The following is a 14592-nucleotide window of genomic DNA, read 5'->3' on the forward strand; positions in this document are numbered from 1 at the left end:
GATCGGCACTGTCGCGCAGCGGCGGCAGGCGAGACGCGCAGAATACACAGGAAACGGCCCCTGCACCGCCTTGGGCCCGCACGAGCCGGCGGAATTGCAGTTCTCGCCGGTCTGCGTGTCATCCATGCGACAAACCGGGCGGCGAATGATGACGAATGTCCGGGATGCATGGCGTGCACGCGTGCGCCCCGAGCCCATGCCGCCTGTTTGGTGATCGGATGTTAACTCACGATCGCCCATCACGAAGCCGTGTTTAATACCGGCACGCGGCCTGGGGGGCCAATCATGTCGTCATCCGATCATCTCGCTGAACGTCTCGCCTTCATCGGGCTTGGCCCCGAGGAGCAGGCGCGCATCCGGGATGTCCAGGATGTCCTGACCGAGGCCCTGCCTTCGGCTCTCGACATCTTCTACGAGCGCCTCAAGAGCGAACCCCAGACGCGGCGCTTCTTCAGCAGCGACCAGCATGTCGACAGCGCCAAGCAGCGCCAGGTCGGGCATTGGGACCGCATCGCAGGCGGGCGCTTCGACGCCGACTACGTCGAGGCGGTCACGGCCGTCGGCAAGGTCCATGCGCGCATCGGACTGGAACCGCGTTGGTATATCGGTGGCTACGCGCTGCTGCTGGAGCAGCTGGTCGGCAAGGTGCTGGAGGCGCGCTGGCCAAAGCGCCGCTTCGGTGGCGCCCTGCCCGGTGCCGAGGACCGCGCAGCCGAGATCGGCGCCATCGTCAAGGCGGCGTTGCTCGACATGGACTACGCGATCACCGTCTATCTCGAAGCCTCCGAGACAGCCCGCCTCAACGCCGAGGCGCAGGCTCGCGCCATCGAGCAGGCCAAGGCCGCAGAGCGCGAGAAGGCCGTGGCCTGCGTCAACGAAGGCATGGCGGCCCTTGCCAAGGGCGACCTGACCTTCCGCATGGCAGCCGACATCCCGGCCGAGTACGTGCAGATCCGCGACCATTTCAACGATGCCATGGGCCGGCTCCAGGAGATGGTCGCCACCATCAAGTCGACATCGACTGCGATTGCCGCTTCCTCGGTGACGATCAACTCCGGCGCCTCCGACCTGTCCTCGCGCACCGAGCAGCAGGCGGCCGCCCTCGAGCAGAGCGCAGCGACGACCGAGCAGCTCGCCGCATCGGTCAAGATGTCGTCCCAGGCCTCGCGCGACTCCGTCGCGCTGGCCGATGATGCGACCTCGGTCGCGCGCACCGGCGGCACCATCGTCAGTGACGCCGTCGACGCCATGACCCGCATCGAGGAGGGCTCGAAGCGCATCTCCGAGATCACCGGCGTGATCGACGGCATCGCCTTCCAGACCAATCTCCTCGCCCTGAACGCGGCCGTGGAAGCAGCCCGCGCCGGCGACGCCGGACGCAGCTTCGCGGTGGTCGCTTCCGAAGTGCGGGCGCTCGCCCAGCGCTCGGCCCAGGCTGCAAAGGACATCACCGGGCTGATCGCCGCCTCCGACGCGGAGGTCACCGATGGCGTCAAGCTGGTGCGGCTGGCCGGCGACACCCTTCAGCAGATTGTCGACGCCTCGGTCCGCGTCTCCTCCACCGTCAGCGAGATCGCGACCGCAGCCGGCGAGCAGGCCAACGGCATCGACGAGATGAGCCAGACGGTCAGCCACATGGACGAGATCACCCAGCACAACGCGACGCTCGCCGAGGACAGCGCCACGGCCGCGCGCACCTTGCTGGAGCAGACCGAACAGCTGAACCGGCTGGTCTCCGCCTTCCGCACCGAAGCCAGCGCCTCCCCGGCACCGTCGCAAAAGCGCGCCGCCGCCTGAACCGGCCGCCCGCTACGGACGCAGGCGCCAGACCGAGCTCTGCTTGATCTCGGCGTCTTCCAGCGAGCGCGTCACCGGCACCGCATAGGTCGCCAGCACCTCCAGCCGCTCGCGCGGCAGGTAGCTGCGGCCGGGATCGCCGATCAGCACGGTGGCCCCGCGCGCCACCAGCACCGAGAGCCACGCGATCACGCGCTCGGCCATGGCGCGCTCGTAGCAGACATCGCCGGCGCAGATCACGTCCCAGCCTTCGTCGCGGCCGACAAGGTCGTCGAGCCGGGCCGTGACCGAGACGCCGTTGGCCTGTGCATTGAGAGTGATCGCCTCGCCCGCGAACGCGTCGATGTCGCAGCCCTCGACCGCCTTGGCGCCGGCCTTGGCAGCTGCGATCGCGACCAGGCCCGAGCCGCTGGCGAAATCGAGCACGCGCTTGCCTGCAACGACTTCCGGCGCATCGAGCAGATAGCGCGCCAGCGCCTGCCCGCCCGCCCAGGCAAACGCCCAGAACGGCGGCGGCAGGCCGATCGTCGCCAGCTCGTCCTCGGTCTTCTGCCAGAGTTCGGTTGCCTCTTCGGCGACATGGAGGGCGATCTCGGGCGCATGCGGCACCGGCAGCAGCCGCGTCTGCGCCAGGATGAAGCCGCGCCGGTCGAGCGCGATCGGAGCCTCGGTCATGCCGTGAGATCCGCAGTCGGCTCGGCCAGCAGGCCGCGATACAGCGCTTTAACGCCGTCCATCACGTCGCGCTCGGTGAAGCCGTCGAGCAGCCGGGCGCGGGCGCTGGCGCCCATGCGCTCGGCCAGCGCCGGCGCTGCCGCAAACAGCATCAGGGCCTTGGCGAGCGCGGCGGCGTCATTGGCCGGCACGACGCGGCCGTCCTGCCCGTCGCGGACGAAGCTGCGGCAGCCCGGCACATCTGTGGTCAGGATCGCGCGGCCGCAGGCGGCGGCCTCCAGGATCGTCCGCGGCAGGCCCTCGCCGCCCCGCGAAGGCAGGATGCAGAGATGGTGATTGCGCCAGACGCCCTCGATATCCCGCGTCGGCCCGCCCCAGGTGATACCGGGCCGCGCCGTCCACTCCTTCAGCGTCGCCTCGGGAATCGCCTTGGGGTTCGAGGGATCGGGTGCGCCATGGATCGTGAGCTCGACCCGTGCGCCTTCTGACCGCGCGAGCCGGACCGCCTCGACTGCGAGATCGACGCCCTTGGACCACAGCATCCGCGCCACCAGCGCGACCCTGAGCGGCGGGGCATGCGGCATCGGCTCGGGCATCAGGATCAGCGGATCGACACCGGCGCCGCCAACGATGGCGACCTTCGCGGCATCCGCAGGATCAAGCCCCAGCGTGACGGGATCGTCGGGGTTCTCGAACAGGAAGCGCACCTTGGGCCCGTCGACGGCCTCGCGCAGCCACAGCGTCGCGGCCATGCGGGCGGCACTCGCGACCAGTCCCTGCTTCGCGCCGAAGAAGCCGAGCCCCGTCAGCGCATAAACGCGCCGGTCGACGCCGGCGAGCTTGCCGGCAAGCCCGGCGAGCGCGATCGGCTTCAGCGCGATGCAATGCAGGATGTCGGGCCGTTCGGCCGCGATCAGCCGCTTCAGCGCGACGACCTGCCGGTAAAGCGCGCGCGGGTCGAGGCTGCGGCGCTCGGCTTCCAGCGCGATCAGCCGCGCACCGGCTGCCTCGATGGCGCGGCGATGCTGGCGCTCGCGGGCAATCACGGCGACGTCGAAGTCGAGTTCGCGCGCCGCTCGTACCATTGGCAGGAAATGCGAGGCGAAGAACCAGTCCTCGGTCGCGACGAAGAGAAGCTTTGGTCGGCGCATGGCGCGACATCAGGCCGATGCGGCGCGGAAGGTCAAGCGCCAGGCGTCGTGTCTCGTATCATCACGCGCCCGTCCTGCGTCGGGAGCGCATCGTCGCTGCGCGCGCAGGGCCACAAAACGGTCCGTTCTTCCGCGATTCTGCGTTACTCAGGCCGAAGGTTCGTCGCCTCACAACCGAAGTCAGTATCGCCATGACCGTGACTGCCACAGTCGGCACCGCCCAGCGTGCTGCCTTGCCCGTGCTGATCGTCCTCAGCGTCACGCATCTCCTGAACGACATGATCCAGTCGCTGATCCCGGCGATCTACCCGATCATCAAGCAGGCCTATACGCTCGATTTCGGCCAGATCGGCCTGATCACGCTGACCTTCCAGCTCTCGGCCTCTCTGCTCCAGCCGCTCGTCGGGCTCTACACCGACAAGCATCCGATGCCCTATTCCATGGTCGTCGGCATGGGCTTTACCCTGGCGGGCCTCGTGGGCCTGGCCTTCGCCAACTCCTATCCGCTGCTGCTGCTGGCGGCGGCCTGCGTCGGCATCGGCTCCTCGATCTTCCACCCCGAAGCGACCCGCATGGCCCGCAATGCCTCGGGCGGCCAGCATGGCCTGGCCCAGGCGATCTTCCAGGTCGGCGGCCAGACAGGCGGCGCCATCGGCCCGCTGCTGGCGGCCTTCATCATCGTGCCGCGTGGACAGGGCAGCCTGGCGTGGTTCTCGGTGGCAGCGCTCGTCGCGATGGTGCTGATGACCTGGACAGCCGGGCGCTACGCCGCGCTCAAGCGCGAGCAGGCCAAGGCCAAGGCCAAGGTCACCTCGACCTCCGATGGCCCCGATACGCATGGGGCGCATTTCCCGCGAGCCCGCGTGATCCTCGCGATCGCGGTCCTCGTCATCCTTCTGTTTTCGAAGAACGCCTACACCTCCAGCTTCACCTCGTTCTACACCTTCTACCTGATCGGGAAGTTCGGCGTGTCCGTCCAGACCTCGCAGGTGATGCTGTTCCTGTTCCTGGCCTCGTCGGCGGTGGGCGCGCTCGCGGGCGGCATCATCGGAGACCGGATCGGCCGCAACAAGATCATCTGGTTCTCGATCCTTGGCGCGCTGCCCTTCACGCTGGTGCTGCCCTATGCCGACCTGTTCTGGACCGGCGCGCTGACGATCGTCATCAACCTGATCATGTCGAGCGCCTTCGCCGCGATCCTGATCTACGCGATGGAACTGCTTCCCGGCCGGATCGGGCTCGTCGGCGGCTTCTTCTATGGGCTCTCATTCGGGTTGGGAGGTGTCGCGGCAGCGATTCTCGGCGAGTTCGCCGACCGTGTCGGCATCAACGGCGTCTACCAGATCTGCTCGTTCCTGCCTGCCATCGGCCTGCTGGCCTGGTTCCTGCCGAACCTCAGGACAACGCCGGCGCACTAGCCTCGCGAGCGCTCGGCCCGGGCGATCTTAGACGTCCGGGATGACCGTCATCGCCCAGCGCAGGACAAGCGAGCCTCAGGGCCTCGCCGCAGTCACCGGCAGCGCCCGGGTCAGCGCAGCGCGCGCATCGACACGCCCGGCGCCGAATACGGGATCGCGCCCCTTTGCGCCGAGATCGACAGCGCTTTCCGTCAGCAGCCTGCGCACACCCTCGAGATCGAGGTCGGGACGCTTCTCGAGCAGGAGCGCCACGATGCCGGAGACGTGGGCTGCCGCGATCGAGGTTCCCGACGCGAAGGCGTAGCGTCCCGCCGGCTCGGCCGCGAGCACATCGACGCCGGGCGCGGCCAGGGCAATATACGCACCCTGATTGGCCCCTGCGAACGGCTTGTCGTCGGCATCCGTCGCGGTGACTGCGATCACATTCGGGTCGGCGCCGGGATAGAGCGCCGCCGCCCGCGGCCCGCCATTGCCGGCTGCCGCAACCGCCACGATGCCCTTGGCCCGGGCTGCTGCGAGCGTGCGCGACAGCAGCGCGTCCTGCGGCCCGGCGAAGCTGAGATTGAGCACGCGTGCGCCCTCGCCCGACGCCCAATCCAATGCCGTCAGGATATGAAAGGTGGTGCCGCTGGCGGAAGCGGGCCCGGCGCTGCCGGAAAACGCACGCGCAGCCAGCAGGCGCGAGCCCGGCGCGACCCCCTGCAAGGTCGCCTGCGCCAATATCGCCGCAGCCATCGCCGTGCCATGGGCATGCGGCGCCGCTGCGCCGCCCAGCGCATCGAAGCTGGCCGCCAAGACGCCCTGCAATTCGGGATGCGCCTCATCAGTGCCGGTGTCGATCACCGCGATCTTGATCGCGGAACCGCGCGACAGCTTGTGAATTTCATCGAGCCCGAGCTTATCGACCACATATTGCGGCTGCAGGACGCGCCGGGGCGTTGCCACGACCTCGGCAGGAACCGCGCTCTCAGCCGGTGGAGCGATTCCCGGCGCAACTGCGCCCCCGAGCGCTCCCTCCGGCGCGGCAGCGGGAACGGCTTCGGCCTGTTGCAGCGCATAGACGTAATTGGGCTGCGCGCTGGCAACCTGACGGTCCCCTCGCATTTGCGTCAGCACCGTGCGGGCGCTGCGGCCATCGTTCAACCGGGCACGGACCAGCGTGATACCGGCCAGTTCGAAGCGGCGGCTGGCGATCAACGTGGCGCGATGGCGGCGCAGCACGGCGTCGGCCTGCGCATTTGGCGCCAGCTCGAACAGGATTTCATCGGCGACCAGGCGATTCTCGGTGGGGCGTGGCACGGAGATCCGGGCAGGCGCCGGCGGGGTGCCGGCCGTGCGCGCAGGTGGCGGCGGCTGGCGCGGCGGCGACGCGCGGCGAACCGTGCGCCGCACGGGCTCCTCCGGCTCGTAGTCGTCCCGATAGACCGGCGGTCGCGGATAGCGAGGCGGAGCCCGATCGTAAGGATCGTACACGGGCCGGCGCGTCTGATCGATGATGATGCCACCGACAATGCCGGCGGCAGGCGCGCCCCACCCGCCGGGAAAGCGCGGCGGCCGGCCGGGCTGTCCGGAAGGGCGCCCGGGACGCCCGCCTCCAGCATCTGTCGGATAGGGCCGGCCGGTGCGCGACGCCATGCCGGGCTGCCGCCCGGCCTGAGCCCCGCGCGGGCCGTAACCGGCGCCGGGCTCGCGTGCGGGTGCCATGTCGCGACCATAGGCTCCGCGGTTCGGCTGGTAGCCGCGATCGCCATAGCCGGGCACCTGGGCCGCCGCGTCCTGGCCGAGGGCGAACAGGCCGAGCATGAGCCCAAGCACTGCTCGGCTGGCTAGTGGCTGCCGTACACGAAGCGCGCTCATGGCGCGGGTGCCACGAAGCTGACGATCGCCCCTTCCGCCTTCATCCGGGCGGCGATCGCATCGACTTGGGCCGGTGTCAGGCTGGCCCCTCCGACGCGGACCTTGAAGAAGCCGTAGGCGCGCGGGCCGTCGACGACGGCTGCGTCATAGCGCTTGAAGAAGCCTGCAATGTCGGCTGCCCTGGCATCGGGAGCGAAGCTGAGCAGCACATAGCGGTCCGATGTGCTGGCGCCGGGTGCCGATGCGGTCTCATAACCACGGCCACCACCACCCCGCAGGACATAACCCGTCAGCGCCACGCCCTGGATCGCGATCAGGGCGAGCGCAGCCGCACTGGCATAGGCGAGCCGACGCGGCGGCTGCGCGGCGAGCCAAGTGCCGAACGAGGTGCCGAACCAGGCGAGGACGCCGCCCTTCGCGCGTGACAGCAGCGCATGCTTTTGTGGCTCGGCATCGATGGCGGCCATCAGCCTGTCGAGCGCTCGCGGCGATGGCCCGCCCAGGGTCTCGTTGAGCAAGGTGGTCTCCGCCATGTCCTCGCGGATGATCTCGAGCCGCTGCGCCAGTTCGATATCGGTTGCCAGCGCCGCCTCGACCCGGGCCTTGTCGGCGGCCGAGATCCGGCCATTGGCGTAGAAGGGCAGCAGTTCCTCGAGCGCGACGCGCTTCGGATCGGTTGCGATGGTGTCGGTCATGTCAGACCTCCTTCACGCCGTTTGAAGCCGCGATCATGGCCAGCCCCGATCGATACCGGCTGCCTTGAGCACCTCGCCGAGCTTCTTGCGGGCGTGGAAAAGCCGCGTCTTGACGGTGTTCTCGGGGATGCCGACGATCCGGGCGACCTCCTCGACCGAGGTCTCATGATAATAGACGAGATCGATGACCTCGCGATGCTCGAGCGAGAGTCGCCCGAGGCATGCGCGGATCGCGAGACCCTTGTCCTGCTTCTGCAGCACGATCTCGGGGTCGTCGGCCTCGTCCTCGATGCTGGCGGCGAAATCATCGTCGAGCCCGGCATCGCGCCGCTTGCGCAGCAGCGAATAGGCCTTGTTGCGGGCGATGGCGAGCAGCCAGGTCGCGACCGAGGCACGCGCCTCGAACCGGTCTGCCTGGCGCCAGAGATCCATGAAGACGTCACTGATCACATCCTCCGCCATGGTCTCGTCGCGGACGAACCGCAGCACGAAACGATAAACCCGCACCTGGTGCCGCGAAAACAGCACCTTCATTGCGAGCCGATCGCCCGACGCGATCCGTTTGACCAGGTCGTCGTCCGATTCCGTGTGCATCACGCCTCGAGGCTCGACGGCCGGCTCGCAAGGGTTGGTCGCAGCGGGCGCGCGGAAGGTTCAATCGAAAACGAGATTAGCGCGGTCGCTGCCGTTTGCCGATAGGTCATCCGGCTGCCGCCGAATCGGCGCCTGGACGAATAGGTCGCGTCATCTCGGGTATCGGCTGCGGTCCACCCGGGATGACCGTGCGTTTCGCAGAGGCGCATCCTGCAAAGGCGCGCGGCGCACAAAAAAGGCCCTGCTGCGGATGCGTTGGCATCCGCGACAGGACCTCGATATCGGTCTGGTCCCGGTCTGTCGGGACCGGCAGGCGGTTCAGACGGCCTTTGCGGTGGCGCGCTTGGGCTTGGCAGCCTTGTCGCTCGCCGCCTTTACCTTGGCTGCCTTTGCGGCAGCCTTGGCCTGGATCAGCTCGGCCTTGATGCGCATCTGCTCGGCAGCGATGATGGCGGCGGTCTCGGCATCGGCCGCTTCCTTCGCCAGGCGCTGCGCGCGCAGCCGTTCGGTCTTCTGAAGCACCGCGTCACGGGCCGATTGCTCGGCTTCCATGGCGCGGGAAGCTTCCTGCTTCTTGGCATCGGCCTTGTCGAAGGCCATCTGGGCGCGCCGCTTTATTTCGTCGGCGGACAGTCCTCGCGTCGCCATGGGCTCGCTCCGGTGCTGCAAAAAGGGGGACAGGCGTGTCACGCCGCCCGGGCTTTGCGAACCCGGGGCGGAATCGTCGACTGCCGAGCCCCCTGCCACCAGCCGGTGCAGTAGAGAACCCAGTCAGCTAAGCTGGTGTCAGATCAGCGACGGCCCTTGCCGGCTGCCCTCATCTGAGCATACTGGACGGCTTCGAGAAGAACCTTGCGGGGGCGCTCTGCGTCGCGCCGGGCCTGCTCGGCCTTGCGCTCGACTTCACGAGCGATCTCGGCCAGACGCTCTTCCTCGGCGAGGCGGGCAGCCTCGATCGCGGCGAGGCGTTCGGCCTCGGCACGGGCAGCGGCCTTTTCGGCATCGCGAACCGCGCGCGCATCGGCAATGGCCTGGCGCTCCGCGCGGCGCTGCTGCATGACCGGGTCATCCGGGCCCGGCCTTGCCTTGAAGCGCTCGAGTAGCGCCTGCTTGGCGGCTGCGGAATTGGCCTGGCGGTCAGTGAAGCTGCGGTCGTTCGGGTTCTTCAAGGGTAGCCTTCTCTCGTGTTGTGACGGGCGCGATCTTTAGCCCGCGAGGGGGCCAATACTCCAGATCGCGCCGAAAGTGTATCTAAATCAACGCGCGGGCGCTGCGCTTCCAGCGCGGACCGGCTTCGGCTTGACCTTCGGAGCGGCAATCAGCCCCTCACGCTGCATCTGCTTACGCGCAACCTTGCGGGCGCGGCGGATGGCGTCGGCCTTTTCGCGAACGCGCTTCTCGGACGGCTTCTCATAAGCCGAACGGCGCTTCATCTCGCGGAAAACGCCTTCGCGCTGCATCTTCTTCTTCAGAACCCGAAGGGCCTGGTCGACGTTGTTGTCGCGGACGAGAACCTGCATGTCTTCAGTCTCCTGCGTTTCACGTGACGGAAAAAGGGCCGGGCTGTGAACCCCGACCCCTCATCGCGCCGCATCGTCGTTCGAACCGGAAGATCTAAGGCGCCAGTACATCCGTGGTCGCCCGACCTGTATTCCGGTGCCGTCCGATGCGGCTTAGCGGCTCACTCAGCGCGAAGCTGATCGGCGGACATCTTGCCCGAGCGCTTGTCCTGGACGAGCTCGTAGGAGATCTTCTGACCTTCACGGAGATCGCGCATGCCAGCGCGCTCGACTGCGGAGATGTGGACGAACACGTCCTGACCGCCATCATCCGGCTGGATGAAGCCGAAACCCTTGGTGGAATTGAACCATTTAACTGTGCCGGCGCTCATGACGAACCCTTTCGCTAAGTGTTATGAAGCGCGTGATCGCTCACGCGCAGGCTTTTCGATTTTTTGAGCGGTGAAGGTCGTCAGCAGGCGCATCTTCATGCGCGGGGCCACGTCGTTCGGCCTAAATATCGACCCACCCCATATGGACGCTTGGGCTCCACTTGTCAATGCAACCGGCAGATGAGCCGATGTAAGGCATGGCCGGCCTGGCCCCGCCGTGCTTTACAACCGCCAGATTTTGGCCAACAGCCAAAGTCGAAAGCCCCGCGATATCAATCGGTCTCCCAGTGAAAACGCCGTCCCTGAATCAGTTCCGCCGAATCGTCGTCAAGGTCGGCTCCAGTCTGCTCGTCGATCGGGCCCGCGGCCGCCTGCGACAGGCCTGGCTCGCGGCCCTGGCCGAGGATCTCGCCGACCTGCACCTGCGTGGCGCCGATGTCCTCGTGGTATCCTCGGGCGCGATCGCGCTGGGGCGGACGGTGCTGGGCCTGCCGGCGGGCGCCCTGCGCCTGGAGGAGAGCCAGGCCGCCGCCGCCGTCGGCCAGATCGCGCTCGCCCGCACCTGGGCCGAGGCGCTGGGCCATCATAGCCTGACCGCCGGCCAGATCCTGCTTACCCTCGCCGATACCGAGGAGCGCCGGCGCTATCTCAATGCGCGCGCCACGCTGGGCCGCCTGCTCGACCTGCGCGCCGTGCCCGTGATCAACGAGAATGACACCGTCGCGACCGCCGAGATTCGCTATGGCGACAATGACCGGCTCGCCGCCCGCGTCGCGACCATGGCCGGCGCCGACCTGCTGGTGCTCTTCTCCGATATCGACGGTCTCTATACTGCGCCGCCCGCGAGCGATCCGTCGGCCCGGCACATCCCGCTGGTCGAGCGCATCACGCCGGAGATCGACGCCATGGCCGGCGGCGCTGCGTCGGAGCTGTCGCGCGGCGGCATGCGCACCAAGATCGAGGCCGGCAAGATCGCCGCAGCCGGCGGCACGCACATGCTGATTGCCGATGGCCGGGCGAAGAACCCGCTGGCTGCGATCGCGGACGGCGCCCGCTGCACCTGGTTCCTGACCAACTCCACCCCCGCCACCGCGCGGAAAACCTGGATCGCGGGCTCGCTCGAGCCGCGCGGCGCGCTGATCGTCGATGCGGGTGCGGCGCGTGCGCTGCGCGGCGGGGCCAGCCTGCTGCCGGTCGGCGTCAGCCGGATCGAGGGCGATTTCGCTCGCGGCGACGCCGTGCTGATCCGCGCGCCCGACGGCAGCGTGATGGGGCGCGGGCTTGTTGCCTATGACGCGAGCGAAGCCGTGCTGGTGCTGGGCAAGGCCTCGCGCGACATCGAGGCGATCCTAGGCTACCCCGGCCGCGCCGAGATGATCCACCGGGACGACATGGCGCTCGGCGTCGGATAAGGTCAGAGGTGGCTCTTCTTTGAAACACGCACCGTCATCCCGAGGCGTCTCAGGCAAGCCTCCGGAAGGTATCCCGGATCGGCGGCGCTGCGCGGCTGGTCCGCTGTGAGCCCGCGTTGTCGGTTACGGCGTGTTTCCTCTAGGGTTCGATGAGAGTTCAGGCAGGCGAGTATATGATGGCTAGCGAGCAGACCTTGCGGGTGATCGCGGACGACGGCGCAGCCGCAATCGGGCCGCTGATGCAGGCGCTCGGACTGCGCGCCCGCGCCGCCGCACGCCGCGTCGCTTTGGCTCCGGCCACGCAGCGCGATGCCGCGATGGTCGCCATGGCAGCGGCCTTGCGCGCTGCCGCAGCCGACATCCTCGCAGCCAATCGCCTTGACCTCGCCGATGCCAGGGCCGCCGGCCATAACGCCGCCTTTCTCGACCGGCTGTTGCTGGACGACGCCCGCGTCGAGGGCATCGCGACCGCAGTCGCCGAAATCGCCACGCTGGCCGACCCGGTCGGACGCGTGCTTGCCCAGTGGACACAGCCCAACGGCCTGCGCTTCGAGCGCGTCGCGACGCCGCTCGGCGTCATCGCCGTGATTTTCGAGAGCCGCCCGAATGTCACCGCTGATGCGGGCGCGCTGTGCCTGAAGAGCGGCAATGCCGCGATCCTGCGCGCCGGCTCCGACAGTTTTCGCACCTCGACTGAGATAGCCAGGGCGCTGCGGCAGGGGCTGGAGGCGGCGGGCCTGCCCGGCGACGCGATCCAGCTGGTGCCGACCCGCGACCGCGCCGCCGTCGGCGAGATCCTGGCAGGGCTCGGCGGCAGCGTCGACGTCGTCGTGCCGCGCGGCGGCAAGAGCCTCGTCGCCCGCGTCCAGAGCGATGCCCGCGTCCCGGTTTTCGCCCATCTCGACGGCAACTGCCATGTCTACGTCCACGCCGAGGCAGACCTCGCCATGGCGCGGGAGATCGTGCTCAACGCCAAGCTGAGGCGGACCGGCGTCTGCGGCTCCGCCGAGACCCTGCTCGTCGATCAGGCTTGCGCCCGCAGCCACCTCGCACCGCTGGTCAGCACCCTGCTCGATGCCGGGTGCGCGGTTCGCGGCGATGCGAAAACCCAGGCCGTCGATGCGCGGGTCACCGCCGCGACCGAGGCCGACTGGGCCACCGAATTTCTCGACAGCATCATCGCCGTGAAGGTTGTCCCCGACATCGAGACCGCGATCGCGCATATCGAGCGCTACGGCTCGCACCACACCGAGGCGATCGTCACCGACGACGAGGCCGCAGCAACGCGCTTCCTCGCCGAGGTCGATTCGGCGATCGTGCTGCACAATGCCTCGACCCAGTTCGCCGATGGCGGCGAGTTCGGCTTCGGAGCCGAGATCGGCATCGCGACGGGCCGGATGCATGCGCGCGGACCTGTCGGTGTCGAACAGCTCTGCTCCTTCAAATATCGCGTCCATGGCGACGGCCAGACCCGCCCGTGATGCAGGAGGGGATCGCGAGCGCCGATTATCTGCGGTTGCCGCCGCATGCGCCGGGCCTGCGCATCGGGCTGTTCGGCGGCAGCTTCAACCCGGCCCATGACGGCCATCGCATGGCAAGCCTCACCGCCCTGCGCCGGCTTCAGCTCGACCGGGTCTGGTGGCTGGTCACGCCGGGCAACCCGCTGAAGGACAACTCGCAGCTGCCTCCTTTGGGCGAGCGCGTCGCCACAGCCCGCGAGCTCGCCGACCACGCCCATATCCATGTGACCGGAATCGAGGCGCGGTTGCGCACGCGTTACACCGCCGACACGCTGCGCGCGCTGAGGCAGCGCTGCCCCGGCGTGCGCTTCGTCTGGATCATGGGATCGGACAATCTGAAAAGTTTCCACCGCTGGAACGAGTGGCGCGCGATTGCGCGGCTGATGCCGATCGCGGTTATAGACCGCCCGGGCTCGACTCACAGCGCGATGGCCTCGCCGGCCGCCAACTGGTTGTCACGCTGGCGTATTTCGGAACGGCAGGCGGCCGTTCTGGCAGCCGCGAAGCCCCCTGCCTGGACGTTCCTGCACGGGCGCCGGTCCGAACTGTCCTCGACCATGCTGCGGGAATCGGCCGTTTCCGATTGAATTTTGCCCCCATCCCGGGTAAATTAATTGTGTCGCGCCCTGAGCGCGTCGAACATGTGAGGATACGAAGCTGACCCCTTCAACCCGTGGCGAAGCCGAACCGACCCCGCTTCCCCAGGCCGCTGTTTCGGAAAACCCCTCCGCAGAGAGCATTGCCCTCGCACTCACCGTTCTCGAAGACATGAAGGCCGAAGAGATCACGGTCATCGATCTTGTCGGCAAGACCTCGCTGGCGGATGCGATGATCATCGCTTCGGGCCGCGTGAACCGTCACGTCGCCTCGATCGCCGACAGCCTCGTCGAAGCCCTCAAGGCTTCGGGACTGCCGACGCCGAAGGTCGAGGGCATGCCGGCCTGCGACTGGGTGCTGATCGACACCGGCGACATCATCGTCCACATCTTCCGTCCGGAAGTGCGGCAGTTCTACAATCTCGAGAAGATGTGGGGCGCCGACCGTCCCCATGAGCGTCTCGTCAGCTGAACCCGGGCTGACCAAAAGACGACTATGCGCCTCGCCGTCATCGCCGTCGGCCGTCTCAAGGACGGCCCTGAGCGTGAGTTGTGCGAGCGCTATCGCGAGCGCGCGGTGGCGCTGGGGCGTGGCCTCGGCCTGTCCGGCCCCGACATCTTCGAACTTCCCGAAAGCCGTGGCCGCAGACCCGACGAGCGCAAGCGCGACGAGGCTGCGGCCATCACCGCCAAACTCCTGCCCGGGCTGGTGATCGCGCTCGACGAGCGCGGCAAGAGCTTGAGCAGCGAGGCGTTCGCCGGCAGGCTCGCGGCGGCGCGCGACGCCGGCACGGCCGGGGCGAGCCTGATCATCGGCGGCGCCGACGGACTCAGCGACGACTTGCGCGACCGCGCCGACCTGACGATCGCTTTTGGCGCCCTGACCATGCCGCACCAGATCGTACGTGCACTCGTCCTGGAACAACTCTACCGCGCGATGACGATCATCGCCGGACACCCCTATCATCGCGCATGAGCCTGATTCG

16 protein-coding genes are annotated in these 14592 nt (G+C 68.2%); 7 read left to right on the forward strand and 9 right to left on the reverse strand.

Features of this window, described 5'->3' with window-relative positions:
• The first annotated feature begins 285 nt into the window (after positions 1-285).
• On the forward strand, positions 286-1797 hold the full coding sequence (locus tag AC1D2L_RS17230) for a methyl-accepting chemotaxis protein (RefSeq protein ID WP_476847115.1): 1512 nt from the start codon (positions 286-288) through the stop codon (positions 1795-1797).
• Between the two features lie 12 nt (positions 1798-1809).
• On the opposite strand, the gene AC1D2L_RS17235 is transcribed toward AC1D2L_RS17230, so the two are convergent.
• Both AC1D2L_RS17235 and AC1D2L_RS17240 read right to left on the reverse strand, forming a co-directional pair.
• The gene (locus AC1D2L_RS17235; protein ID WP_476847116.1) at positions 1810-2472 is read right to left on the reverse strand and encodes a class I SAM-dependent methyltransferase; all 663 of its coding nucleotides are present in this window, start codon (positions 2470-2472) and stop codon (positions 1810-1812) included.
• Positions 2469-3623, reverse strand: coding sequence for a glycosyltransferase family 4 protein (locus AC1D2L_RS17240; RefSeq protein ID WP_476847117.1), 1155 nt, complete (start codon positions 3621-3623; stop codon positions 2469-2471). The genes AC1D2L_RS17235 and AC1D2L_RS17240 overlap by 4 nt, the downstream gene beginning before the upstream one ends.
• Positions 3624-3814: 191 nt before the next feature.
• Here AC1D2L_RS17240 and AC1D2L_RS17245 point away from each other — a divergent pair, with 191 nt between their 5' ends.
• On the forward strand, positions 3815-5041 hold the full coding sequence (locus AC1D2L_RS17245) for an MFS transporter (RefSeq protein WP_476847118.1): 1227 nt from the start codon (positions 3815-3817) through the stop codon (positions 5039-5041).
• Between the two features lie 75 nt (positions 5042-5116).
• On the opposite strand, the gene AC1D2L_RS17250 is transcribed toward AC1D2L_RS17245, so the two are convergent.
• The 7 genes from AC1D2L_RS17250 to AC1D2L_RS17280 form a co-directional block, all read right to left on the reverse strand.
• Positions 5117-6844 (reverse strand): S8 family serine peptidase, encoded by a 1728-nt coding sequence (locus tag AC1D2L_RS17250; RefSeq protein WP_476847119.1) that lies wholly within the window; start codon positions 6842-6844, stop codon positions 5117-5119.
• Positions 6845-6894: 50 nt separating this feature from the next.
• Complete coding sequence (locus AC1D2L_RS17255) at positions 6895-7593, reverse strand: anti-sigma factor family protein (RefSeq protein WP_476847120.1); 699 nt, start codon at positions 7591-7593, stop codon at positions 6895-6897.
• 33 nt (positions 7594-7626) lie between these two features.
• On the reverse strand, positions 7627-8187 hold the full coding sequence (locus AC1D2L_RS17260; RefSeq protein WP_476847121.1) for a sigma-70 family RNA polymerase sigma factor: 561 nt from the start codon (positions 8185-8187) through the stop codon (positions 7627-7629).
• A 318-nt stretch (positions 8188-8505) separates the two neighbouring features.
• Positions 8506-8835, reverse strand: a complete 330-nt coding sequence (locus tag AC1D2L_RS17265; protein WP_476847122.1) for a hypothetical protein — start codon at positions 8833-8835, stop codon at positions 8506-8508.
• 143 nt (positions 8836-8978) lie between these two features.
• Complete coding sequence (locus AC1D2L_RS17270; RefSeq protein ID WP_476847123.1) at positions 8979-9356, reverse strand: DUF6481 family protein; 378 nt, start codon at positions 9354-9356, stop codon at positions 8979-8981.
• 87 nt (positions 9357-9443) lie between these two features.
• Positions 9444-9707 (reverse strand): 30S ribosomal protein S21, encoded by a 264-nt coding sequence (gene rpsU / locus AC1D2L_RS17275; protein ID WP_476847124.1) that lies wholly within the window; start codon positions 9705-9707, stop codon positions 9444-9446.
• Positions 9708-9868: 161 nt separating this feature from the next.
• Entirely contained in the window at positions 9869-10078 is a 210-nt protein-coding gene (locus AC1D2L_RS17280; protein WP_476847125.1) for a cold-shock protein, read from the reverse strand.
• A 287-nt stretch (positions 10079-10365) separates the two neighbouring features.
• Between AC1D2L_RS17280 and proB the strand changes: the two genes are divergently transcribed.
• From proB to rlmH, 5 genes are all read left to right on the forward strand, one after another.
• Positions 10366-11490 (forward strand): glutamate 5-kinase, encoded by a 1125-nt coding sequence (proB, locus tag AC1D2L_RS17285; protein ID WP_476847126.1) that lies wholly within the window; start codon positions 10366-10368, stop codon positions 11488-11490.
• A 176-nt stretch (positions 11491-11666) separates the two neighbouring features.
• Entirely contained in the window at positions 11667-12971 is a 1305-nt protein-coding gene (locus AC1D2L_RS17290) for a glutamate-5-semialdehyde dehydrogenase (protein ID WP_476847127.1), read from the forward strand.
• Positions 12971-13597 carry a nicotinate-nucleotide adenylyltransferase gene (locus tag AC1D2L_RS17295; protein ID WP_476847128.1) on the forward strand — a complete coding sequence of 209 codons (627 nt, stop codon included), beginning with the start codon at positions 12971-12973 and terminating at the stop codon, positions 13595-13597. The genes AC1D2L_RS17290 and AC1D2L_RS17295 overlap by 1 nt, the downstream gene beginning before the upstream one ends.
• Positions 13598-13778: 181 nt before the next feature.
• The gene (gene rsfS / locus AC1D2L_RS17300; protein WP_476847129.1) at positions 13779-14078 is read left to right on the forward strand and encodes a ribosome silencing factor; all 300 of its coding nucleotides are present in this window, start codon (positions 13779-13781) and stop codon (positions 14076-14078) included.
• A 24-nt stretch (positions 14079-14102) separates the two neighbouring features.
• The gene (gene rlmH / locus AC1D2L_RS17305; protein ID WP_476847130.1) at positions 14103-14582 is read left to right on the forward strand and encodes a 23S rRNA (pseudouridine(1915)-N(3))-methyltransferase RlmH; all 480 of its coding nucleotides are present in this window, start codon (positions 14103-14105) and stop codon (positions 14580-14582) included.
• Positions 14583-14592: the final 10 nt, after the last annotated feature.

The organism is Allobosea sp. P1_B10, assembly GCF_056406735.1.